Below are 21,074 nucleotides of genomic sequence, written 5' to 3'. Positions count from 1 at the left end.
TCTTCATATTGCAAACTACTATTCTAGATATTTATATCAAATGCTAAAAAGCATGACAAGCTATTATTATTTTGGCATCATAAATATGGTCAACAAAGGCATTAAATTAATGAGTACCCCTCCAAGCGTCAACATGCCACTTGTTTTCTTATCAGCAACTGTAATAAGTGCACAAATCATACCAAGTATAGAAAATGCTGCGGGAATGACAAGATTAGGGTATTTAGGAAAATTCAAAAAGATACCAGCGCCTGATAATATCCCGCATATTAATGCTAAATATAGAAATTTACGCATTCATCACACCTCTTTTCACTGATATGAATTAAACATAGGTAATCATAATCGTAAAATCACCTTTAAAGATATTATCTAAATCTTCAGATGTCAGAATAAAACTTTTGCCTTTTTCCAATTCATAGATATCACCATCAGTTACCAATGTGCCTTCACCATCCAAAATTGTGACGAGACAAAATTCTCTTGGTTTCATGTAATTTAAAGTTCCAGTAACTTCCCATTTCACCACAGTAAAACTGTTATTGGAAATATATTGTGTTCGCTTATGATTCTCTATGATTTCAGTATCAGGTATAACATTAGGACTTTCTTCTCTAACTTCAACGACATCTTTTGCTTTCTCAATATGCATTTCACGCTTATTACCCGCTTCATCTGTACGATCATAATCGTAAATACGATAAGTTACATCTGAAGATTGTGTTACTTCGTAAACCGTTATTCCTTTACCAATAGCATGTACCATACCATTAGGAATAAAAAAGAAATCCCCAGCTTTAACAGGAATATGCTTAAATAAATCTTGATGTGCTTCGTCATCCAATGCTTCAATAAACTTTTCTTTAGAATCCGTGTTCAGACCATAAATAATCTCTGCATTTTCTTCAGCTTCAATAATATACCAGCACTCTTGTTTACCGTAATCTCCATTTTCATGCTCATACGCATAAGCCGTATTAGGGTGCTCTTGAACAGATAGAGGCTCTTGAGCATCGATCATTTTTACCATTAGCGGGAATTGAGCAGTTGGAAAATCTCCAAACAATTCTTTATGTTCATCCCAAACACGACTCAATGGTTCATCCGAATATTGACCATTCGTGATGATACTATCTCCATGTTGATGTGCGGAAATCGCCCATACCTCTCCCACATCTCTTTCTGGCAGTTGATAGCCATATTTTTCTAAATTATCACTGCCCCAGATTCGTTCTTTAAAAATCGGTTCCAAAAACAATGGCATGGAATTTGTCCACCTCCACCTTTATTAGTTGGTTTATCTGTATTATGTAAAATCAAATTTTGAAAGAGTTTCCAAAAATTAAAACGCGCTATTTCTAACTTTCTATTTTATGTATGCGTTATCCTTAATATTATAACAAGATTTTTCAATAGAGGGTAGTATTCAATAAACATTTACAAATGAATAAAGAAATACACGTTGAATTCTAAATCTCTTTAACTAAAGAATTTCATCTCATATTGCTTTTTATTTTCTAGTAAAAAATTCCATAATTTTTTCTACAAAAAATAACTTTTATAGCTTGTATAAACCGCAATATACCAGTTATAATAGGAGTATGTTAATAATTTCTTAACATGTGTTACATATAAGGTAATGAATATGATTAATGTCAAATGAATAACTTGGTTATTCAGATCGATAAAAAATTTGCGCAAAGACCTAAACTACGGAAAAAGTTTAGGTCTTTTAAAATAGAAAAAACTTTCAAGTCTTCTTTAAAATTTAAAACTTGAAAGTTTTTTATCTGAAATATCCCTTTTTGATTTTGTCATTATTATATTATTAGTAATCCGTTTATTTTGATTTCATATTCTGCAAAATCGTATCTTGTACTTCTTCTAAATGATTTCTCATATTGTATTCTGCTGCTTCGGCATCCTTTTTTTGAATTGCTTCATATATTTTTAAATGCTCATCATATAATCGTTTCAATGTTCTTTGTTTATTAAATAAATACATCTTTCGCGTTTCTTTCATTGTTTCTTGAATCACATCAGATATATTGTTCATCAAATCAAATAACATTGAATTATGAGCAGCTTTTGCGATTGCTAAATGGAATTTTAAATCTGCAGCTTCTCCTGAAGTTCCATCTGTCACTGCGCTTTCCATCATTTCTAAAGCATTTTTCATTTCAAGTAAATTTTCTTTCGTTCCTAATGCTGCAGCTTTTTTTACAGTTGCTAACTCTACTATTTCTCTCAACTCCAGCAAATCTTCAACTTGTTTACGTGTTAATGAAGATTCCTCTAAATTGAAAAAAATAGGTTCTTTTTGGGTAACAAACGTACCATAGCCTTGTTTAATCTCAATAACTCCAATGGTACGTAAAGCATTAAAGGCTTCTCTGACTGAAGCGACACTTACACCATACTCTTTTGATAATGCTTGAATGGAAGGCAATTTATCGCCGACCGCATATTCACCCGATTTTATTTGCTCTAAAATAATGTCGGCAATTTTCTCATATATTTTTGTCTTTGAAATTTTCATTATTTACCCCCACGGCTTTATTATATTAAGTATAACAAATCCTATGTATCTCTTACTATAATTAAAAAAGAGAAGACCAAAAATGGCCTTCTCAAAATGTTCTTCTTCATTACTAAATATAAATTATTAAATCAATGATTTTTATAATAATCTTCTAAAGCTTTTTCAATGGGTTCAGACCCATTAATCATTTGAAATTCTCCGCCTTGGAATTTTTCATTTTCCAATACATCCACAATTACTGATGCCACATCTTCTCTTGATATAGAATCTACATTTGACAACTGTTCTGCAATATCTACTTTTCCTGTACCTTCTTTATCATCTAAATATCCTGGATGTACAATTGTGTGGAACAATCCTGAATCACGTAAATGAACATCGGCATAGTGTTTTGTAATAGTATATGTTTTCAAGTCTGGGATACTGTCAAAGGCTTCACGGCTTGAATCATAAGTGGATACCATTAAGAAATGTTTAACTCCAGCTTTTTTGCTGGCTTCGATAGCTTTGACTGCACCATCTAAATCAATGATAATTTCTTTACCATTGCCAGCTCCGCCAGCACCTACTGAGAATACGACTTGATCTACATCTTTAAAACTATTTGCTAAATCATCAATAGTATCTTTTTCAACGTCTACTTTTCGAGCATTGTAACCTTTTTGTTCAGCTTCACTTATTTGTTCATCTTTACGATAAGTTGCTATAACTTCTTCATTATCATCTTTTAATTTAGATACAATTTGTTTACCAATCTTACCATTTGCTCCTAGAACTAAAATACTCATTTAAACCAAATCCTTTCATTATAATGATTTAAATTAATGTTTTTGGTAATAATTATTTAAAGCATCTTCAATAGGTTCAGAACCGCTGATGACTTGGAACTCTCCGCCTTGGAATTTTTCGTTTCCTAAAACATCTACAATAACTGATGCTACATCTTCTCTTGGTACTGAACCACCGCCATCAAAATGTTCAGCGATGTCAACATTACCAGTACCAGGACCATTTTCTAATGTACCTGGGTGTACAATTGTATATTTTAATCCTGAATCTCGTAGGTGATTATCTGCATAATGTTTTGCAATGGTATATGGTTTCAAATCTTTTCTGCTGTCAAAAGCTTCACGATTTGAATCATAAGTAGATACCATTACAAAGTGCTTAACACCGGCTTTTTTACTTGCTTCGATTGCTTTAACTGCCCCATCTAAGTCAACGATAATAGTTTTATCGTCTCCTGTGCTGCCTCCTGAGCCGACAGAAAAAACAAGTTGATCAATATCTTTGAATTTATCGGCTAATTCATCAATTTCATGTTTCTCAACATCTACATTTCTTGCGTCATATCCTTCGCCGATTGCTTTATCAACTTGATCATCTTTTCGGTAAGCTGCTGACACTTCTTTGTTTTCTTCTTTTAATTTAGCAACAATTTGTTTACCTACGCCGCCGTTTGCACCTAATACTAAAATACTCAAATCAATCGCTCCTCAATTTAAGTTGTCATATATTTAATTAGTTCCCATAAGAGATTTTTGTTAAACTTCGCTTTAAATATGATTATATTGACTTTAAGTTCAAATAGGATTATCTTTATATATGAATAGTTATTCATATATTAATATTAAGGAGATCTAGTATGTCTAGTCATGAACTTAAAGCCAGTACATTAGCAAATGTAACCGATATTTTCAAAGCATTAAGTGAACCTAATCGCATTAGAATTATGCATTTATTAGAGCAAGGTCCTTCTAGTGTAGGTCATATTACACATGCTTTAGGACTTTCTCAATCAAATGTTTCTCATCAATTAAAAATATTAAAAAACGCTGAATTAGTAAAATCTCAACGACAAGGTCAGTCAAAAATTTATAGGTTGAACGATGAACATGTCGTTACACTTTTGAATCAAGCCATTCATCATGCAGAACACCCTGCTAATTAACGAAAAAGAAAGGAAGTAATAGTATGAGTCATTCAGAACATGAACACCATCACCACCACCATGTCCACACTGATAATAAGCGTGTATTAGCATTTTCTTTTGCAATTATCACTATTTTCATGATTGTTGAACTTATTGGCGGCTATTTTGCTAATAGTTTAGCCTTATTATCTGATGGTGTGCATATGTTAAGTGATGCTTTTTCATTAGGCTTAGCACTTTTCGCTTTTAAATATGGTGAACGCCACGCTACAACAGAAATGACATTCGGCTATAAACGTTTTGAAATATTAGCTGCTTTATTCAATGGCGTACTGCTTTTCGTAATTAGTATCGGTATCTTAATTGAAGCAATCCGCCGAATAGCCGAACCTCCCGAAGTGATGTCGACTGAAATGCTGATGATCAGTATAATTGGGCTTATAGTAAATGTTATAGTTGCATGGTTAATGATGCGCGGTGGTGATACACATCATAATATTAATATGCGCGGTGCTTTCTTGCATGTATTAGGTGATTTACTTGGTTCAGTAGGCGCAATTGCTGCAGCCATATTAATTTGGTTATTTAATTTTACACTTGCTGACCCTATCGCCAGTATGTTGGTATCAGTTCTTTTATTACGCAGCAGTTATGGATTAATAAAAGATTCCCTAACAATTTTGATGGAAGGTACTCCAAAAGACATCAACATTGATGAAGTTGTAAATTCAGTTCTTAAAGAAAAAGAAATTGAAAATGTTCATGATTGTCATGTTTGGACGATTTCTAATGATTTAAATGCATTCAGTTGTCATGCTGTCGTTCAAGATTCGATGACTATAGAAGAATGCGAGCAACTACTGCATCGCATAGAAATACGCTTAAATGATTTAAACATTAACCATATGACGATTCAATTAGAATCTAAAAATAATGACCATAGTAGTAAAACATTGTGCGAACATTTATCTATCGCACATTAAAAAATCCTTTGCATTCACTTTAATATATAGTGATGCAAAGGATTCTTTTTATTGTATAAACTTATCAAAAATAAGTGCTCTGCCTGGCACTTCTTTAGCTTCAAAACCGTCTATAAAACGTGTATTATCATAGGCTACCCGAACTTGTTCAATATTTGATTGTTCAGGCGTAATTGTAACAATACCATATACAGTATATGGTGCACGGTTCAACCCTACTGATCCTGGATTAAAATATACTGTATCTTCATTAACGAAATGATGCAATGTATGATTGTGTCCAAACAATATAACATCTGCATCTTTATCTGCGAATAGAGATTTCATATGTTCTGCAGTCGGTTCAACAATTGGACTGAAGGGTATCTTATCTATTGTATCTTCCAATTTTGCATTTTCAATTTCGTAATGAATACCTAATACAGATTGTCCTAACAAATCTAATGTAAATTCACGAGGCAAAGTATTTAGAAATTCATAATATTGAGGATTTAAATGCTCTGCTATCCAATGATGATGTTCATTAAATTTATCTTTTAAATCATTTGGATAAGGTGTGTTATTGATCACAGACATAATAGCCTCATCATGATTACCTGCAATGGAAGTGATATCGTCTCTAGCAGTTACCATGCCCAATACTTCATTTGTATTATGACCAATACCTATAACGTCTCCTAAATTATAAATATGGTCAATATCCCCTCTTCTATCAATATCTCTTAATACTGCTGATAATGCATCCATGTTTCCATGAATATCTGTAATTACTGCAAATTTCAATGCTATCACCCTTATATTAGTTTATAATTGCTTAAATAATAACAATTTTTACAATTACTTTGTTTTTTAATTTGAAAGCGCGCATTTTTTTGATATTGTGTTTATATCATATCAAAGGAGTGCGAGCCATTGTTTACATTTTACAAAGAAGCTTTTAAGAATGCAAAGCCTCAAAATGCTAAAACTGCTCTTTTCAGCATTTTAACATTCTTTGTATTTATTTTAATCGTTGCATTTACATTAATGCCCGTGCAACAGGCACTACAAATGTTTATGATGTCAATGATGTATCAAGGTCCAATGTTCCAAGCAGCATTACCACTTATCATTTCCTTGATTATACCATTGCTCATATTTATATTTGTGGGATTCCAATTAGTCGTTGGTGCAATTAATGTAGTATATAAAGCAATTCATAAAGAAGATGTACATTTAACAGATGTATTTACTGCTTTCAAAAAAGGTAGCTATCTAAAAAGCGTTAAACTTGCGTTATTTACTTTATTAGTATTACTAATCACAACAATAATTGTTTATTTTGTTAACCAATTATTCAGTGCATTATTACGATCTTTATTCTCTAGTCTTCAGGGCAGTACCGGTGGCAATATGGGGGCCATTATTACAATTCAATTAATTGGAATGACATTATCATCATTTATTTTGTCATTATTTATTTGGTTCTTTGCTTATATTGTTATCGCTTATGTTTCAGCTTATTTAAGAGACCGCAAAGCAGGTGCTTTCAAAGACGTAAAACAAAGTTTTAAATCACTTAAAAATGGACGTCATTCTTGGTTTAAATTATTCTTAGGCTTAATTTTATTAAACTTAATTGTAATTATCTTTTCTAATCCAATACCACAATTAGTAGTACTTGCAACACAACATATGTCTCAAAATTTAGCTCAAATTCTAGTTTATATTGTGATTGTAATCATGTATGTGATTCGAATTGTAGTTTATTACTTAAACTTAATGGCTATCGTTCAATTCTTTAGTAAAGTAACAGAACACTTTACTCCAGAGAAAAATAAAAAATCTAAAACAATTGGAGATAAAGTAGTTGAAGGTTCAGCTGCTGTAAAAGGTTCTAAAAAAACTAAAGATAAAAATAGCAAAAAAGATAAGAAAACTGACAATGTAACTAATAAAGCTTCAGAAGAAAAAGAAAAAGTTGAAGAAAAATTTAACAAAAACAACAAAGAAAAAGATTTAAAAGAAACAAAAGAAGAATATTCAGATTCAACATTTGATCATTTAAAAAATAAGAAAAAAGATGTTGATGAACGTTCTGATGACTTCAAAAAATAGTTGAATAAGCAGGCTAGGATTTAATTCTAGCCTTAAACAAAGAAGTCGGTGAAAACCTCAATAGTTTTTACCGACTTCTTTGTTTATTTTAAGAAATGCTCTTCTAAATAACGTGCTGCCCCATTTTCTTCATTATCATATGATGTAACATCTTTAGCTAATGCTTGAATTTCAGGACGTGCATTTTTCATTGCGACCGTATAGTGACCGAATGCAAACATTGAACGATCATTATCACTGTCGCCTATCACTAATGTCGCAGATTGTGGAATATTAAAATGCTCAATCATTTCTTTTATTCCTGTACCTTTATCAATACCAGCAGCCATTGTTTCCGCATTATAGCGAGATGAATTTGAAACTGAAATACTTAACGTTTCTTTTTCATCAATTAAATGTTCTCTGAAAGCAGTGATTTTTTCTAAATCCGGTGTAAACATATAAATCTTAGAAAATTTTGTTTCAGGGATTTCATCAACCCAATTGACATTACCGTCCAGCGCTGATTTACGTGAATTCCATTCACTGATCCCAACGTTATTAGGTGGTGTATCCCCTTCTACCATCTTAGTAATCCAATCATAATCTTCATTTAAAATCATACGCTTGCCGCTGAATGGAAACACTTCATAATAAATCTGTTTATCCTTTGCTTCTTTTATGATTTTTTGTACTGCATCATAAGTTAAACTATGTGCAAAAATCATTTCTCCTTCTGCATCGCCGCGTGTACCATTAGAAGAAATCACACCGTCCACTTCAAAACCTTCTGGTGTTAAATTTTTAATTTCATCAAAAGAACGACCTGTTGCGATAAATACTTTATATCCAACTTGACGTAATTTTTTAATTACCTCAGCCGTTTCATCTGATACTTTGTTATTTTCTTGCAGTATCGTACCATCCATATCTAAAAAAATCGCTTGTACGTTATCCATCTCTTGTCCTCCAAGTTCTAGTTATCGCCTTGATTATGGCATTTTCATAGTCTTTTAGCAACCTAATCATAATAAAAAAAACTGTCACCTCATTAGAAGTGACAGCTAATGTCAAAAATTATTCAACTGTTACTGATTTTGCTAAGTTACGTGGTTTATCAACATCTAATCCACGGTGCAATGCAGCATAGTATGAAATTAATTGTAATGGCACTACTGACACTAATGGTGTCAATAATTCATTAATTTGAGGAATAACATAAGTGTCTCCCGCTTTATTCAAGCCATCCATTGAAATGATGCAAGTATGCGCACCACGTGCAGCAACTTCTTTCACATTACCGCGGATAGATAGGTTTACATTTTCTTGTGTTGCAAGTGCGATAACTGGTGTATTATCTTCGATTAAAGCAATAGTACCATGTTTTAATTCGCCGCCAGCAAATCCTTCAGCTTGGATATATGAAATTTCTTTTAATTTCAATGCACCTTCAAGGCTGACGTTATAATCAATTGTACGACCGATAAAGAATGCATTACGTGTTGTTTCTAAATAATCAGTTGCAATTTGTTCCATAAATTCAGCATCGTCTACGACCGCTTCCATTGCATTAGCAGCTTTTGCAAGTTCTTGTAATAAATCAATTGTTGCTTCTTTACCATGACGTTCAGCTACGATTTGAGATAAAATTGAAAGCACTGCAATTTGGGCAGTATATGCTTTTGTAGACGCTACAGCAATCTCAGGACCTGCGTGTAATAGTAATGTATGATCTGCTTCACGTGATAATGTTGAACCAGGTACATTTGTAACTGTAAGTGATTTGTGGCCGCGTTTTTTCATTTCTACTAATACAGCACGGCTATCTGCTGTTTCACCTGATTGTGAAATGTAGATGAATAATGGTTTTTCAGATAAAAGCGGTGTATTGTAAACAAATTCAGAAGCAACGTGTACTTCAGTCGGAACACCAGCCCATTTTTCAATGAATTCTTTACCTACTAATCCTGCATGATAACTTGTACCTGCAGCAATAATATAAATACGATCAGCTTTTGCTACATCATCAATGATTTGATCGTCCATTTTCAAGTTGCCTTCATCATCTTGATACTCTTGGATAATACGACGCATTACAGCCGGTTGTTCATGAATTTCTTTGAGCATGTAATGATCATACACACCTTTTTCTGCATCAGATGCATCAATTTCAGCTGTATAAGTATCTCTATCTTGTACATTACCATCGATATCTTTAATAATCACTTCATCACGTTTAACAATTACAATCTCATGGTCATGAATTTCTTTATATTCATTTGTAACTTGTAACATTGCTAATGCATCAGAAGCTACAACATTAAAGTCTTCTCCAACACCAATCAATAATGGTGATTTGTTTTTAGCAACATAAATAGTATCACTGTCTTCTTCATCTAATAAAGCTAATGCATAAGAACCATGCAATAATTTAACAACTTTAGTAAATGCTTCTTCTGTTGCAAGACCTTTATTTGAAAAATGCTCAATCAATTGAACAATAACTTCAGTATCAGTTTCTGATAAGAATTTTACATCTGCTAAATATTGATCACGCAATTCTTCATAGTTTTCAATTACACCATTGTGTACCAATGTAAAACGTTTCGTTGCAGACTGATGAGGATGAGAGTTTTCATGATTAGGCACACCGTGTGTAGCCCAACGAGTATGGCCAATTCCTAGAGTGCCATCAACATCACTGTCATCAGCAATATTTCTTAAGTCAGCAATACGACCTTTTTCTTTAAAGACTGTTACGCCATCAGTATTTTCTAAAGCAATACCTGCTGAGTCATAACCTCTGTATTCTAATTTCTCTAAACCTTTTAATAAAATTTCTTTAGCATTATCTTTCCCGATATATCCTACGATTCCACACATAATAAAATTCCTCCGCATTTTAAAATTGCGGTAACCCTTTTGACAGGGGAATATTCTTTTTTCGCTTGTATCAAATCTTCTCACTTATTCAATAGCAAAACATCAAAATAAAGCCTTTTTAAAATGTTTCTTCTCACATAAACATTTTAAAAATGGCGTACTAATCCCCTTGTAATGAGTTCCGCTTCAAAAAAATATATACTTTGGTCTGTTTACAAACTTTGTGCACCAAGTTGCCTCAGTGTTTTGCTTTGCAAACTTACGAACGACCTCATCCGAGACAGCATCCGCCGATAATCCGATCACTGTCTTCCTCGTCTACAACATCAGCTTAAAAGCTATTAAAACTTCTGTTATAAGTTATAAATCAATGCTTTGCTCACCTTAGTTGTACGGGCGCTATAATTATTTATTCTACCTCTATCCTCCTTCACACGTAATATAATTTATTTTACAATGAGTTATTTCATAAATGCAAACATTTACTTAAAATGAATACGCTTTCAAGCATTTTTATTTAATTATTTTGTATTTTTCAATTTCAAATTATTAGCTTAAAACAAACTTCTTCTATAATATATATCCACTTTTACAAATGGCAACAATTCTGTGACAAACGTTGATTTACTTTAGATTGAGTTTCATTCTTTCTCCCCTCACAATAAATGTATATCAAATTTAAATTAAAGAGGTGGAAACAATGTCAAATTCACAAGAAAGTAAAGGTATTGGACGAAAAGTCCAAGCTTTCGGTTCTTTCTTAAGCAGTATGATTATGCCGAATATCGGTGCATTCATCGCTTGGGGGTTTATCGCTGCTATCTTTATCGATAATGGATGGTTCCCTAATAAAGATCTGGCACAACTTGCTGGTCCTATGATTACGTACCTTATTCCATTACTTATTGCATTTAGCGGGGGCCGATTAATTCATGACTTGCGCGGAGGTATCATTGCAGCAACGGCTACAATGGGGGTTATCGTTGCTTTGCCAGATACACCAATGTTATTAGGTGCGATGATTATGGGTCCTTTAGTCGGTTGGCTAATGAAAAAAACTGATGAATTCGTTCAACCTAGAACACCACAAGGATTCGAAATGTTATTCAATAACTTCTCTGCTGGTATTCTCGGATTTATTATGACAATCGTCGGTTTTGAAATTTTAGCACCAATCATGAAATTCATCATGCATATTTTATCAGTTGGTGTTGAAGCTTTAGTACATGCGCATTTATTACCACTAGTAAGTATTTTAGTAGAACCTGCTAAAATCGTGTTCTTAAATAATGCAATCAATCATGGCGTTTTCACACCACTCGGTGCTGATCAAGCTGCACATGCAGGTCAATCTATTCTTTATACGATTGAATCAAACCCTGGTCCAGGTATTGGTGTCTTGATTGCTTACATGATTTTCGGTAAAGGTACTGCTAAAGCAACATCTTATGGTGCTGGGATTATTCAATTCTTCGGTGGTATTCATGAAATTTACTTCCCATATGTATTGATGAGACCATTATTATTTGTAGCCGTAATTTTAGGTGGTATGACTGGTGTCGCTACTTATTCATTATTAGACTTCGGTTTCAAAACGCCTGCATCTCCTGGTTCGATTATTGTTTATGCAATCAACGCTCCTAAAGGTGAATTCTTGCACATGTTGACTGGTGTTGTATTAGCAGCACTTGTTTCATTTATCGTATCAGCACTTATCTTGAAATTCACAAAAGATCCTAAACAAGATTTAGCAGATGCAACAGCAAAAATGGAAGCCACTAAAGGTAAAAAATCAAGTGTGGCTTCAAAACTAAGTGCGAAAGACGACAATAAAACTACTGAAAGCAAAACAGCTGAAACAACAACTGCGACTGCTGCATCTGATAAAGCTGAAGATAAAGATAGTGATGAATTGCTAGATGATTACAACACTGAAGATGTTGATGCGCATAACTATCAAAATGTCGATCATGTTATCTTCGCATGTGATGCGGGTATGGGTTCAAGTGCAATGGGCGCAAGTATGTTACGAAATAAATTTAAAAAAGCTGGATTAGAAAATATCCAAGTAACAAACACAGCCATCAACCAATTGCCGAAAAATGCACAACTTGTTATCACTCAAAAAAAATTAACAGATCGTGCAATTAAACAGTCTCCTGATGCGATTCATATTTCTGTAGATAACTTCTTGAATTCTCCAAGATATGAAGAACTAATCAATAATTTAAAAGAAGATCAAGATTAATTAGGTGCCTTAAAAGACCAAAAGCAGGTGATGCCTATGTTTTTAAGCAACAGAGAAAAAGAAATCGTAACACTATTGATGAAATACCAAGGTCAATTCATTACGATATATGAAATTGCCCAACAACTTGCAGTTTCTTCAAGAACGATACATCGAGAACTGAAAACATTAGAGCAAGATTTAGAAGCATTGAACATTTCAATTGAACGTATTCCTAAAAAAGGCGTTCAATTGAAAGCTTCTTCAGAAAGTTTAAGCCAACTGCGTACTGAACTTAACCAAATGACTGCTGTTGATTTAACAACTGAAGAACAAAAAGCAATTATCCTATATGCATTAATACAAAGTAAATTACCAATAAAACAATATAGTTTAGCACATGAAATTGGTGTTGCTTCTACTACCCTTTCTAAAATACTAGATGAAATGGAAACAGAAGCAGCAGATTATCAACTCTCTATTGAACGTAAACGCGGTTCAGGTGTTTTATTAACAGGTTCTGAAGCTAAAAAACGTGAAATGCTGAGTCAGATGATGGTGACTAATTTAAACAGTACCAGTGTTTATTCTGTGATTGAAAATCATTTTGTCTATCAATCATTGAATGTTTCTCAACTTTCCATGGTCGAACTTGAAAATATCTTTCAAGTCGAACGTATTCTAATGGATTATTTGGATGCTTTGCCTTACACATTAACGGAAGCGAGTTATCTTACCTTAACTGTACACATTGTTTTAAGTATTGAACGTATTCAACATGGCGAAAATGTATCGATTGATCAAGATATTTATGATTCAGTGAAAGATACTTTAGAATATCAAGTTGCAGCATCGCTGGCAGAACAACTTTCAATCATTTATCAAGTGTCGTTCAATACAGCAGAGATAGCCTTTATTACAATTCACTTACGCGGAGCAAAAAGAAGAAAAGATGAAGAAAACTCTAATATTCAAGTTCGTGATGATAATAAGATTTCACAATTAATTGCTTATGTAGAACAGCATTCTCAATATGAATTTGATGATAAACCTACATTGGCGTCAGGTTTGAAATTACATTTAATCCCTGCTATCAATCGACTGAATGCCAATATTGAAACACATAATCCATTAACCGACATGATTCGCACTAAATATGCCAGGTTATATGACAGCGTTGAACAGGGTTTAGCTGAAGTTTGGCCGGAACTGAATTTTCCAAGCAGCGAGGTTGCATTTGTTGTTCTGCATTTCGGAGGTTCAATTAAACATCTAAAAGAGAAAGCTTTAAATATTTTAGTTGTCTGCAGTTCTGGTATCGGTACGAGCAGAGTACTTGCCACCCGGCTCAATCAAACCTTTTCAGAAATCGGTGAAACAACACAAGCTTCACTCAGCGATTTGAAGCAATTGAATTTGAAAAGTTATGACGGGATTATTTCTACGATTGGTTTAGATATCGAAGAACCATACATTACAGTAAATCCCCTTTTACCAGATCAAGATGTCAATTTCGTAGCAAATTATTTAAATACTAGATATTCGTCAGAATATAAAACAACACAAAAAGGCTCTGAAAAATCAACACCTGAAGCAGTAGACCTGGTTGTTAGTCAAATAAGTGATAATTTAGATGTACTCAATAACGTTCAAGTTGATGATGCTGCGATTTCGAACTGGCAAGATTATTTATTGAAGCAACTAAGTAAAAATCATAGTATCGAAAGTAAAAGTCAATTTAAGCAAGTGCTTAAAGAATATGCAGAGGAAAGAGAAATTGTTTTAGACCCCTATCCTATTGGTCTACCACATATGAAACATGCGCTGATTCAAAAGCCGATGATTTTATTTACACGATTGAAAAAGCCGCTTTCAATTACTTCATCAGGTCAAACAAGGGAAATTAACTATTTAATCAGCATGTTTTTACCTGAAAATAGTCCAGCTTCTCAAGTTGTAAGTGCTATATCAGAAACTATTACTTGTAATTTGCATAGAATTGATGATTTAATGCAAAACCCAATTGAATTGCAAAACAGTATGAAGCAAGCCTTTATTCAAGAAACGAAAAAAATATTAAAAATGGAGTGATCGATTATGACTGAATTATTCAGTAATGAAAACATCTTTTTAAACCAATCTTTTGAGGACCAAAACGCAGCAATTGAAAAAGCAGGACAAGCACTTGTAGATGCTGGTGCAGTTACTGAAGATTATATTCAAGCAATGAAAGATCGTGAAGCAGTTGTATCTACATTTATGGGGAATGGACTTGCTATCCCTCACGGTACTGACGAAGCTAAAAATGCTGTACTGCAATCTGGTCTTACACTTTTACAAATTCCTGAAGGTGTGCAATGGGGAGATGATGTTGCTAAAGTAGTAGTCGGTATCGCAGGTAAAGACGGTGAGCATTTAGACTTATTATCTAAAATTGCGATTACATTCAGCGAAGAAGAAAATGTAGACCGTATAGTGAATGCAAAATCTCCTGAAGAAATCAAAGCAGTTTTTGAGGAGGCTGACGTATAATGAAAGCAGTTCATTTCGGAGCTGGGAATATTGGACGAGGTTTCATCGGCCAAATTCTTTCAGATAATAATGTAGAGGTTACCTTCTCAGATGTCAATAGTGCGATTGTAGACGCGTTAAATCATGATCATCAATATGACGTCATTCTTGCTGATGAAGCACGTACAACATCAACAATTAAAGGTGTCGATGCAATTAACTCAGGTCAAGATCCAGAAAAGCTTCACCAAGCATTATTAGAAGCTGATATTATCACAACAGCTGTAGGAGTTAACTTACTTCCAATTATCGCAAAATCACTTGCACCTGCATTAAAAGAAAAAGAAACACCTGTAAATGTTGTTGCTTGCGAAAATGCTATTATGGCTACAGATACTCTGAAAGAAGCGGTTTTAGATATTACAGGTCCGCTTCCAGAGCATATTCATTTTGCAAACTCTGCTGTAGACCGAATAGTCCCGCAACAAACGCACGATAATGTTTTAGATGTACTAGTTGAACCATTTTTTGAATGGGTTGTTGAAGCTGATGCTTGGGATGGCCCCCAATTAGATCACATTAAATATGTTGAAGATTTAACACCGTACATTGAACGTAAATTAATGACTGTAAATACAGGACATGCTTATATCGCATATGCAGGACAATATTATGGTCATCAAACAGTATTAGATGCAATATCTGATGAAAAAGTGGAATCCGGATTACGCAAGGTTTTAAAGGAAACAAGTCAATATATCATTAATGAGTTTGGTTTTTCTGAACAAGAGCAAGCAGATTATGTTGAAAAAATAATCAGCCGCTTTAAAAATCCTAATTTATCAGATGACTTAACACGTGTGGGTCGTGGCACATTACGTAAAATTGGTCCAAAAGATCGAATTATTAAACCATTAAACTTTCTTTATCAACATGGTTTAACACATGAAGGATTAACACATGAAGCAGCTTTCTTGCTTAAATATCAAGATGATAAAGATGCTGAAACTGTTGAAAAGAACAAATATATCCAACAATTTGGTGCTGAAGCATTTTTAAAAGAATATGCGCAAATCGACACAAAATTAGCTGAAGAAATCGAAAAGATTTATAATCAGCTTTAATTAGAATAAGACTGGTAATTCATTCTTTAATAGTGAATTACCAGTCTATTTTTTTCATTTAGTGGTATATAAGAATAAATAGATACGACAGAACAAGGAGAATTAAATATGATGTTTCAACTTGATTTGTTCTTGCGCATTTTTGTTGCTGTTATCTGTGGTGCTACAATTGGATACGAAAGAACTGTTCGGCTTAAATCCGCAGGAATCAGAACTCATATCTTAGTTGCTGCAGCCTCTGCACTTTTTCTAATTATTTCTAAATATGGTTTTAATGATATCTTACATGAAACAAATATTAGTTTAGACCCTTCTCGTATTGGCGCCCAAGTCGTCAGCGGCATTAGTTTTATAGGCGCAGGTACAATATTAATAAGAAATCAGAATGTGAATGGTCTGACTACTGCTGCTGGTATTTGGATTACCTCAGGCATAGGTATGGCTTTAGGATCAGGGCTTTATTTTATTGGTATTGTTTCTACTATTTTAATTGTGATAATTCAATATGTTTTCAGAGAAGATATGCTGTTTAAATCAATCCGCTTAAGCGAATCAATAAAAGTACATATTCAAGCCGATTACTCTGAAGATATTCAAAATAAAATCGCCAAAATTTTCTTATATCATCATGTGAAAAATATACACATTCAAATTCTAAAAATTGATAAAGAAACAATTACAATGAATGTGATGGGCAAAGTTTCAATCAAGCGTGCTTTTGATCACAATAACTTATTAGAAGACTTGATACAACATGATGAAATCAAAATGGTAAGATAAAAACGGACTGGACACCAATGTATCCAGCCCGTTTTTTAAACATTATTTTATTTATCCAAACCCATTTTATCTTCTACAACATCAGCAATCTGCTGTGCGTAGCTTTGTGCTTTTTCATCAGTAGCCGCTTCTACCATCACACGCACTAAAGGTTCTGTTCCTGATGGACGAACTAAGATACGGCCTTCTCCGTTCATATCAGCTTCAACACGATCCATCTCTGCTTTAACATCTTCATTATCAGTAACACCGTGTTTATCGCTGACACGTACGTTAATGAGCGATTGAGGATATTTTTTCATTTGTGCGGCAAGTTCACTTAATGATTTGCCAGTTAGTTTTACAACTGCAGCTAATTGAACACCTGTAAGCAATCCATCACCAGTTGTATTATAATCCATTAATACAATATGACCAGATTGTTCACCACCAAGGTTGTAATTACCTTTACGCATTTCTTCCACTACATAACGATCTCCAACTTTAGTTTTGTTAGATTTAATTCCTTCAGCTTCTAAAGCTTTATAGAATCCCAAGTTGCTCATTACAGTTGAAACAATCATATTATCATTTAATTCTTGGTTTTTAGCCATTTCTTGACCAATAATAAACATGATTTGGTCGCCATCTACAATGTTACCTTTTTCATCAACTGCAATTAAACGATCTCCATCTCCATCAAAAGCTAAACCGAAATCACTTTCTGTTTCTACAACAGTTTTCGCTAAAGCTTCAGGATGTGTAGATCCTACACCGTCATTAATATTATAACCATCTGGACTGCAGCCGATTACTTCTGTATCTGCTTCCAAATCTCCAAATAAGAACGGAGCAAGTTGTGAAGTAGAACCATTCGCACCATCTAGTGCAATTTTAAGTCCATCTAAATTTACATCAATTGTTGATTTAATATAGCTTAAATACTTCTGAGCACCTTCGAAATAATCTGAATAATGCACAATTTCATTACCTACTGGACGAGGTAAATCAGGATTTTCTTCATCAAGTAACGCTTCAATTTCATTTTCTTGATCATCAGATAATTTAAATCCATCTGAACCAAAGAATTTAATACCATTATCAGCAACTGGGTTATGTGAAGCAGAAATCATTACACCTAATTCTGCATCCATTTCTTTTGTGAGATAAGCAACGCCTGGTGTAGAAATAACACCTAATCTCATAACTTCAGCTCCGATAGATATCAATCCTGCAATTAGTGCTGATTCTAACATTTCGCCTGAAACTCGAGTGTCACGTCCTACTAGTACTTGAGGATGTTTTTTATCTTCATTGTGTGCTAAAACATATCCTCCATATCTGCCTAGTTTGAATGCAAGTTCTGGTGTAAGTTCTTTATTTGCTACACCTCTTACACCATCAGTCCCAAAATATTTGCCCATTTCAAAATTCTCCTTTAAATGCTTAAAATTTAGTGATTTGATAAATATGCTTTAATATCACTTGGATCAGTATTAGTTACTTTTTCAGGTACTGTTAATTTTACAGGTGCTTCATCTGAATTATCAAAATCTGAAAGATCAATTTCTCCTGTAATTTCACTAATACTATTTAAGTCTTCTCTATTTCCAAATATTTCAATTTGTTGTTTTGATAAATCAATATCATCTGCTTTAATTTTAGAATTGGCTTTGCCAATTACTTTTTTCTTAATGTCCACTTTTTTACTGTAAGGTTTTAATTCCACAGTAATATTAACACTGCTCGGTTTAGTAATAACATCAATTTTATTCAAGTTTTTATCAAAAGCTACTATTTCCCCAGCATCAGTAGTATCTTGGCTGATGTTTGAAGCATCTTTAAACGTTGCTTTTAAATAAGCAATATTATCAACTTGATGTTCACCGCCGATTATTTTTACTTTTTGCGGTGAAACAGATTGATTTGCAATCTGATAATCTGAATTGATATCTTTATTACTCACATCTGGTTGAACTGTCAATTCTTTCGTAACTTTTTTCTCTAGAGTGATATTAGCTTGTTTGGGGTTGACTGTCCCTTCTACATCTTTATCAAGTCCTTTAATAACATAGTCCACTTTATGTTTGCCTAGTTTAGTTTTAGTCAAATCAAGTTCGACTTTGATATCATCAGACTGTTCAGCTCTTAATACTTTAGATTGTGAGCCTTTTAATTGGACATCAACATTATCAGGTATACCTGATGCGTACAATTCTTTACTATTATATGTAGCTTCTACAGGAACATTTTGTATTGTACGTGTTGTGCTTTGCGTTAAAGCTGAAGAACTAAAAATGTTTCCGAAAACATTGTTCACTGTTAAAAAGAAGGCTAATGCTAAGACAAATGCAACAAAACGTAATCCCCATTTGCTCTCAAACATTTTAATTCACACCTTTCTTTTGAAGTCTTGTATCAAACCAATGTTCAGCTAAAAGTTCTTCGAAGACTTCCAATGAAATATCTTTTCTCAATTTACCGTCAAATGTAATAGAAATTGAGCCGGTTTCTTCAGACACAACCGCAGTAAATGCATCTGATACTTCTGAAATACCTACAGCCGCTCGGTGTCTTGTACCTAAGCTTTTAGATATTTTTGAGCTGTCAGAAAGCGGCAGGTAGCAAGCAGCACTTGCAATCTTAGTACCTTGAATAATCATCGCACCGTCATGTAATGGAGTGTTCGGTATAAACACATTTGTTAAAAGTTCTTGTGAAATATCTGAATCCATTGGAATACCGGTTTCAATGTAATCTTGCAACCCTGTTTTCTTTTCAAAAACAATTAAGGCTCCAATACGTCTTTTAGCCATATACTGTACAGCACCTGATACAGCTTTAATCATTTTTTGTTGATCAGCTGAAGAGCTGTCAGTATAACGTTTGAATAGATTACCTCTACCCAGCTGCTCTAAAGCGCGTCGAATTTCAGGTTGGAAGATTACGATAATTGCCAAGAACCCCCATTGAATAACCATATCAAATAAGCGAGCTGTTGTTGTTAAATCCAAGGCAGCACTCACCCAACGGCCAATTACAATCACAATGATTCCTTTGAGGAGTTGAATTGCTTTTGTACCTTTAAATACAGTGATTAGAAGGTAAATAACATACCATACGATAACTAAGTCTAATACACTTGTTATTAACTTTACCGTGTTAAAATTTTCAAAAAAGCTGCCAAAATTCATAGCATCTCCTCCGGTAACCTAATTACAATGATAACCATTTTATCTTATTGATAAATAGCCGTCATACACACAAATTATATCATAAAAGTAGTAGTATCCTTGAATGAAACTACATATTTATTTAAATAATATCTTTCACTAATTTAAAAAAGCGCATAAAAAAAGCACTCTTAAAAGAGTGCTAAGAGTGAGCCATAGAGGATTCGAACCTCTGACCCTCTGATTAAAAGTCAGATGCTCTACCAACTGAGCTAATGGCTCTAATGGCTGGGCTAACTGGATTCGAACCAGTGAGTGACGGAGTCAAAGTCCGTTGCCTTACCGCTTGGCTATAGCCCATTAAAGATGGTGGAGGGGGGCAGATTCGAACTGCCGAACCCGAAGGAGCGGATTTACAGTCCGCCGCGTTTAGCCACTTCGCTACCCCTCCAGCAAATATTCAGTTCATTAAGATGGTGGAGAATGACGGGTTCGAACCGCCGACCCTCTGCTTGTAAGGCAGATGCTCTCCCAGCTGAGCTAATTCTCCAATATGTAAATGACCCCGACGGGACTCGAACCCGTGTTACCGCCGTGAAAGGGCGGTGTCTTAACCGCTTGACCACGGGGCCATATGGCTCCACAGGTAGGACTCGAACCTACGACCGATCGGTTAACAGCCGATAGCTCTACCACTGAGCTACTGTGGAATAATATAATTGCCTGGCAACGTCCTACTCTTGCGGAACGTAAGTCCGACTACCATCGGCGCTAAAGAGCTTAACTACTGTGTTCGGCATGGGAACAGGTGTGACCTCTTTGCCATTGTCACCAGACAATAGAATGATTATACATTCAAAACT

General features: G+C 34.1%; 19 protein-coding genes, 6 tRNA genes and 1 rRNA gene. 8 read left to right on the top strand and 18 right to left on the bottom strand.

Translation table 11 applies throughout. The annotated features are described in order from the left end of the window. Positions 1 to 66 precede the first annotated feature (66 nt). The 5 genes from A4G25_RS11930 to A4G25_RS11910 form a co-directional block, all read right to left on the bottom strand. Positions 67 to 297 (bottom strand): hypothetical protein, encoded by a 231-nt coding sequence (locus A4G25_RS11930; protein WP_047132315.1) that lies wholly within the window; start codon positions 295 to 297, stop codon positions 67 to 69. Positions 298 to 325: 28 nt separating this feature from the next. Beyond that, on the bottom strand, positions 326 to 1,264 hold the full coding sequence (locus A4G25_RS11925; protein ID WP_047132314.1) for a type I phosphomannose isomerase catalytic subunit: 939 nt from the start codon (positions 1,262 to 1,264) through the stop codon (positions 326 to 328). Between the two features lie 576 nt (positions 1,265 to 1,840). Then, on the bottom strand, positions 1,841 to 2,539 hold the full coding sequence (locus tag A4G25_RS11920) for a FadR/GntR family transcriptional regulator (RefSeq protein WP_047132313.1): 699 nt from the start codon (positions 2,537 to 2,539) through the stop codon (positions 1,841 to 1,843). Positions 2,540 to 2,670: 131 nt separating this feature from the next. Continuing rightward, a complete protein-coding gene (locus A4G25_RS11915; RefSeq protein WP_047132312.1) occupies positions 2,671 to 3,330 on the bottom strand; it encodes an SDR family oxidoreductase in 660 nt (219 codons plus the stop codon). Positions 3,331 to 3,363: 33 nt separating this feature from the next. Next, positions 3,364 to 4,026, bottom strand: a complete 663-nt coding sequence (locus A4G25_RS11910) for an SDR family oxidoreductase (protein ID WP_047132311.1) — start codon at positions 4,024 to 4,026, stop codon at positions 3,364 to 3,366. A gap of 161 nt (positions 4,027 to 4,187) precedes the next feature. On the opposite strand from A4G25_RS11910, the gene A4G25_RS11905 reads away from it, so the two are divergent. Then, positions 4,188 to 4,493 (top strand): ArsR/SmtB family transcription factor, encoded by a 306-nt coding sequence (locus tag A4G25_RS11905; RefSeq protein WP_047132310.1) that lies wholly within the window; start codon positions 4,188 to 4,190, stop codon positions 4,491 to 4,493. A gap of 23 nt (positions 4,494 to 4,516) precedes the next feature. Then, entirely contained in the window at positions 4,517 to 5,458 is a 942-nt protein-coding gene (locus A4G25_RS11900; protein ID WP_047132309.1) for a cation diffusion facilitator family transporter, read from the top strand. 48 nt (positions 5,459 to 5,506) lie between these two features. On the opposite strand, the gene A4G25_RS11895 is transcribed toward A4G25_RS11900, so the two are convergent. After that, entirely contained in the window at positions 5,507 to 6,241 is a 735-nt protein-coding gene (locus A4G25_RS11895) for a metallophosphoesterase family protein (protein WP_047132308.1), read from the bottom strand. Between the two features lie 129 nt (positions 6,242 to 6,370). Here A4G25_RS11895 and A4G25_RS11890 point away from each other — a divergent pair, with 129 nt between their 5' ends. Beyond that, a complete protein-coding gene (locus A4G25_RS11890; protein ID WP_047132307.1) occupies positions 6,371 to 7,555 on the top strand; it encodes an EscU/YscU/HrcU family type III secretion system export apparatus switch protein in 1,185 nt (394 codons plus the stop codon). 83 nt (positions 7,556 to 7,638) lie between these two features. Here A4G25_RS11890 and A4G25_RS11885 read toward each other — a convergent pair whose 3' ends face one another. Further along, positions 7,639 to 8,493 (bottom strand): Cof-type HAD-IIB family hydrolase, encoded by an 855-nt coding sequence (locus A4G25_RS11885; RefSeq protein ID WP_047132306.1) that lies wholly within the window; start codon positions 8,491 to 8,493, stop codon positions 7,639 to 7,641. A gap of 118 nt (positions 8,494 to 8,611) precedes the next feature. Next, positions 8,612 to 10,417, bottom strand: coding sequence for a glutamine--fructose-6-phosphate transaminase (isomerizing) (glmS, locus tag A4G25_RS11880; RefSeq protein ID WP_047132305.1), 1,806 nt, complete (start codon positions 10,415 to 10,417; stop codon positions 8,612 to 8,614). 700 nt (positions 10,418 to 11,117) lie between these two features. Here glmS and A4G25_RS11875 point away from each other — a divergent pair. The 5 genes from A4G25_RS11875 to A4G25_RS11855 all read left to right on the top strand — a co-directional run bounded on the left by A4G25_RS11875 (position 11,118) and on the right by A4G25_RS11855 (position 17,059). Next, positions 11,118 to 12,665: a PTS mannitol transporter subunit IIBC gene (locus A4G25_RS11875; protein WP_047132304.1), complete on the top strand. Its 1,548-nt coding sequence runs from the start codon at positions 11,118 to 11,120 to the stop codon at positions 12,663 to 12,665. Positions 12,666 to 12,701: 36 nt separating this feature from the next. Beyond that, positions 12,702 to 14,735 carry a BglG family transcription antiterminator gene (locus A4G25_RS11870; RefSeq protein WP_047132303.1) on the top strand — a complete coding sequence of 678 codons (2,034 nt, stop codon included), beginning with the start codon at positions 12,702 to 12,704 and terminating at the stop codon, positions 14,733 to 14,735. A 6-nt stretch (positions 14,736 to 14,741) separates the two neighbouring features. After that, a complete protein-coding gene (locus A4G25_RS11865; protein WP_047132302.1) occupies positions 14,742 to 15,176 on the top strand; it encodes a PTS mannitol transporter subunit IIA in 435 nt (144 codons plus the stop codon). Continuing rightward, a complete protein-coding gene (locus tag A4G25_RS11860) occupies positions 15,176 to 16,279 on the top strand; it encodes a mannitol-1-phosphate 5-dehydrogenase (RefSeq protein WP_047132301.1) in 1,104 nt (367 codons plus the stop codon). The genes A4G25_RS11865 and A4G25_RS11860 overlap by 1 nt, the downstream gene beginning before the upstream one ends. Positions 16,280 to 16,387: 108 nt before the next feature. Then, entirely contained in the window at positions 16,388 to 17,059 is a 672-nt protein-coding gene (locus A4G25_RS11855) for an MgtC/SapB family protein (protein ID WP_047132300.1), read from the top strand. Between the two features lie 47 nt (positions 17,060 to 17,106). Here A4G25_RS11855 and glmM read toward each other — a convergent pair whose 3' ends face one another. The 10 genes from glmM to rrf all read right to left on the bottom strand — a co-directional run bounded on the left by glmM (position 17,107) and on the right by rrf (position 21,047). Beyond that, the gene (gene glmM, locus A4G25_RS11850; RefSeq protein ID WP_047132299.1) at positions 17,107 to 18,462 is read right to left on the bottom strand and encodes a phosphoglucosamine mutase; all 1,356 of its coding nucleotides are present in this window, start codon (positions 18,460 to 18,462) and stop codon (positions 17,107 to 17,109) included. Between the two features lie 29 nt (positions 18,463 to 18,491). Next, complete coding sequence (locus tag A4G25_RS11845) at positions 18,492 to 19,424, bottom strand: CdaR family protein (protein WP_047132298.1); 933 nt, start codon at positions 19,422 to 19,424, stop codon at positions 18,492 to 18,494. A gap of 1 nt (position 19,425) precedes the next feature. Beyond that, positions 19,426 to 20,232 (bottom strand): diadenylate cyclase CdaA, encoded by an 807-nt coding sequence (gene cdaA / locus A4G25_RS11840; protein ID WP_047132297.1) that lies wholly within the window; start codon positions 20,230 to 20,232, stop codon positions 19,426 to 19,428. A gap of 188 nt (positions 20,233 to 20,420) precedes the next feature. Further along, positions 20,421 to 20,493: transfer RNA gene (locus tag A4G25_RS11835), tRNA-Lys, on the bottom strand. Between the two features lie 3 nt (positions 20,494 to 20,496). After that, a tRNA-Gln gene (locus tag A4G25_RS11830) sits at positions 20,497 to 20,571 on the bottom strand. A gap of 7 nt (positions 20,572 to 20,578) precedes the next feature. Then, a tRNA-Tyr gene (locus A4G25_RS11825) sits at positions 20,579 to 20,662 on the bottom strand. Positions 20,663 to 20,685: 23 nt separating this feature from the next. Further along, positions 20,686 to 20,761 (bottom strand) — tRNA-Val (locus A4G25_RS11820). Positions 20,762 to 20,771: 10 nt separating this feature from the next. Next, positions 20,772 to 20,843, bottom strand: a tRNA-Glu gene (locus A4G25_RS11815). Between the two features lie 3 nt (positions 20,844 to 20,846). Further along, a tRNA-Asn gene (locus A4G25_RS11810) sits at positions 20,847 to 20,921 on the bottom strand. Positions 20,922 to 20,932: 11 nt separating this feature from the next. Beyond that, a 5S ribosomal RNA gene (gene rrf, locus A4G25_RS11805) occupies positions 20,933 to 21,047 on the bottom strand. Positions 21,048 to 21,074: the final 27 nt, after the last annotated feature.

Source organism: Staphylococcus condimenti, assembly GCF_001618885.1.
In the GTDB taxonomy this organism is placed as follows: Bacteria; Bacillota; Bacilli; order Staphylococcales; family Staphylococcaceae; genus Staphylococcus; species Staphylococcus condimenti.
This window is presented reverse-complemented; position numbering and strand designations above follow the sequence as displayed.

What these genes read in the sequence shown, in the direction of transcription:
- A4G25_RS11885 (WP_047132306.1), bottom strand. Translation starts at nt 8,493, where the DNA reads ATGGATAACGTACAAGCGATTTTTTTAGATATGGATGGTACGATACTG.
- glmM (WP_047132299.1), bottom strand. Translation starts at nt 18,462, where the DNA reads ATGGGCAAATATTTTGGGACTGATGGTGTAAGAGGTGTAGCAAATAAA.
- A4G25_RS11920 (WP_047132313.1), bottom strand. Translation starts at nt 2,539, where the DNA reads ATGAAAATTTCAAAGACAAAAATATATGAGAAAATTGCCGACATTATT.
- A4G25_RS11845 (WP_047132298.1), bottom strand. Translation starts at nt 19,424, where the DNA reads ATGTTTGAGAGCAAATGGGGATTACGTTTTGTTGCATTTGTCTTAGCA.
- A4G25_RS11860 (WP_047132301.1), top strand. Translation starts at nt 15,176, where the DNA reads ATGAAAGCAGTTCATTTCGGAGCTGGGAATATTGGACGAGGTTTCATC.
- A4G25_RS11875 (WP_047132304.1), top strand. Translation starts at nt 11,118, where the DNA reads ATGTCAAATTCACAAGAAAGTAAAGGTATTGGACGAAAAGTCCAAGCT.
- A4G25_RS11865 (WP_047132302.1), top strand. Translation starts at nt 14,742, where the DNA reads ATGACTGAATTATTCAGTAATGAAAACATCTTTTTAAACCAATCTTTT.
- A4G25_RS11855 (WP_047132300.1), top strand. Translation starts at nt 16,388, where the DNA reads ATGATGTTTCAACTTGATTTGTTCTTGCGCATTTTTGTTGCTGTTATC.
- cdaA (WP_047132297.1), bottom strand. Translation starts at nt 20,232, where the DNA reads ATGAATTTTGGCAGCTTTTTTGAAAATTTTAACACGGTAAAGTTAATA.
- A4G25_RS11925 (WP_047132314.1), bottom strand. Translation starts at nt 1,264, where the DNA reads ATGCCATTGTTTTTGGAACCGATTTTTAAAGAACGAATCTGGGGCAGT.
- A4G25_RS11915 (WP_047132312.1), bottom strand. Translation starts at nt 3,330, where the DNA reads ATGAGTATTTTAGTTCTAGGAGCAAATGGTAAGATTGGTAAACAAATT.
- A4G25_RS11870 (WP_047132303.1), top strand. Translation starts at nt 12,702, where the DNA reads ATGTTTTTAAGCAACAGAGAAAAAGAAATCGTAACACTATTGATGAAA.
- A4G25_RS11930 (WP_047132315.1), bottom strand. Translation starts at nt 297, where the DNA reads ATGCGTAAATTTCTATATTTAGCATTAATATGCGGGATATTATCAGGC.
- glmS (WP_047132305.1), bottom strand. Translation starts at nt 10,417, where the DNA reads ATGTGTGGAATCGTAGGATATATCGGGAAAGATAATGCTAAAGAAATT.
- A4G25_RS11900 (WP_047132309.1), top strand. Translation starts at nt 4,517, where the DNA reads ATGAGTCATTCAGAACATGAACACCATCACCACCACCATGTCCACACT.
- A4G25_RS11905 (WP_047132310.1), top strand. Translation starts at nt 4,188, where the DNA reads ATGTCTAGTCATGAACTTAAAGCCAGTACATTAGCAAATGTAACCGAT.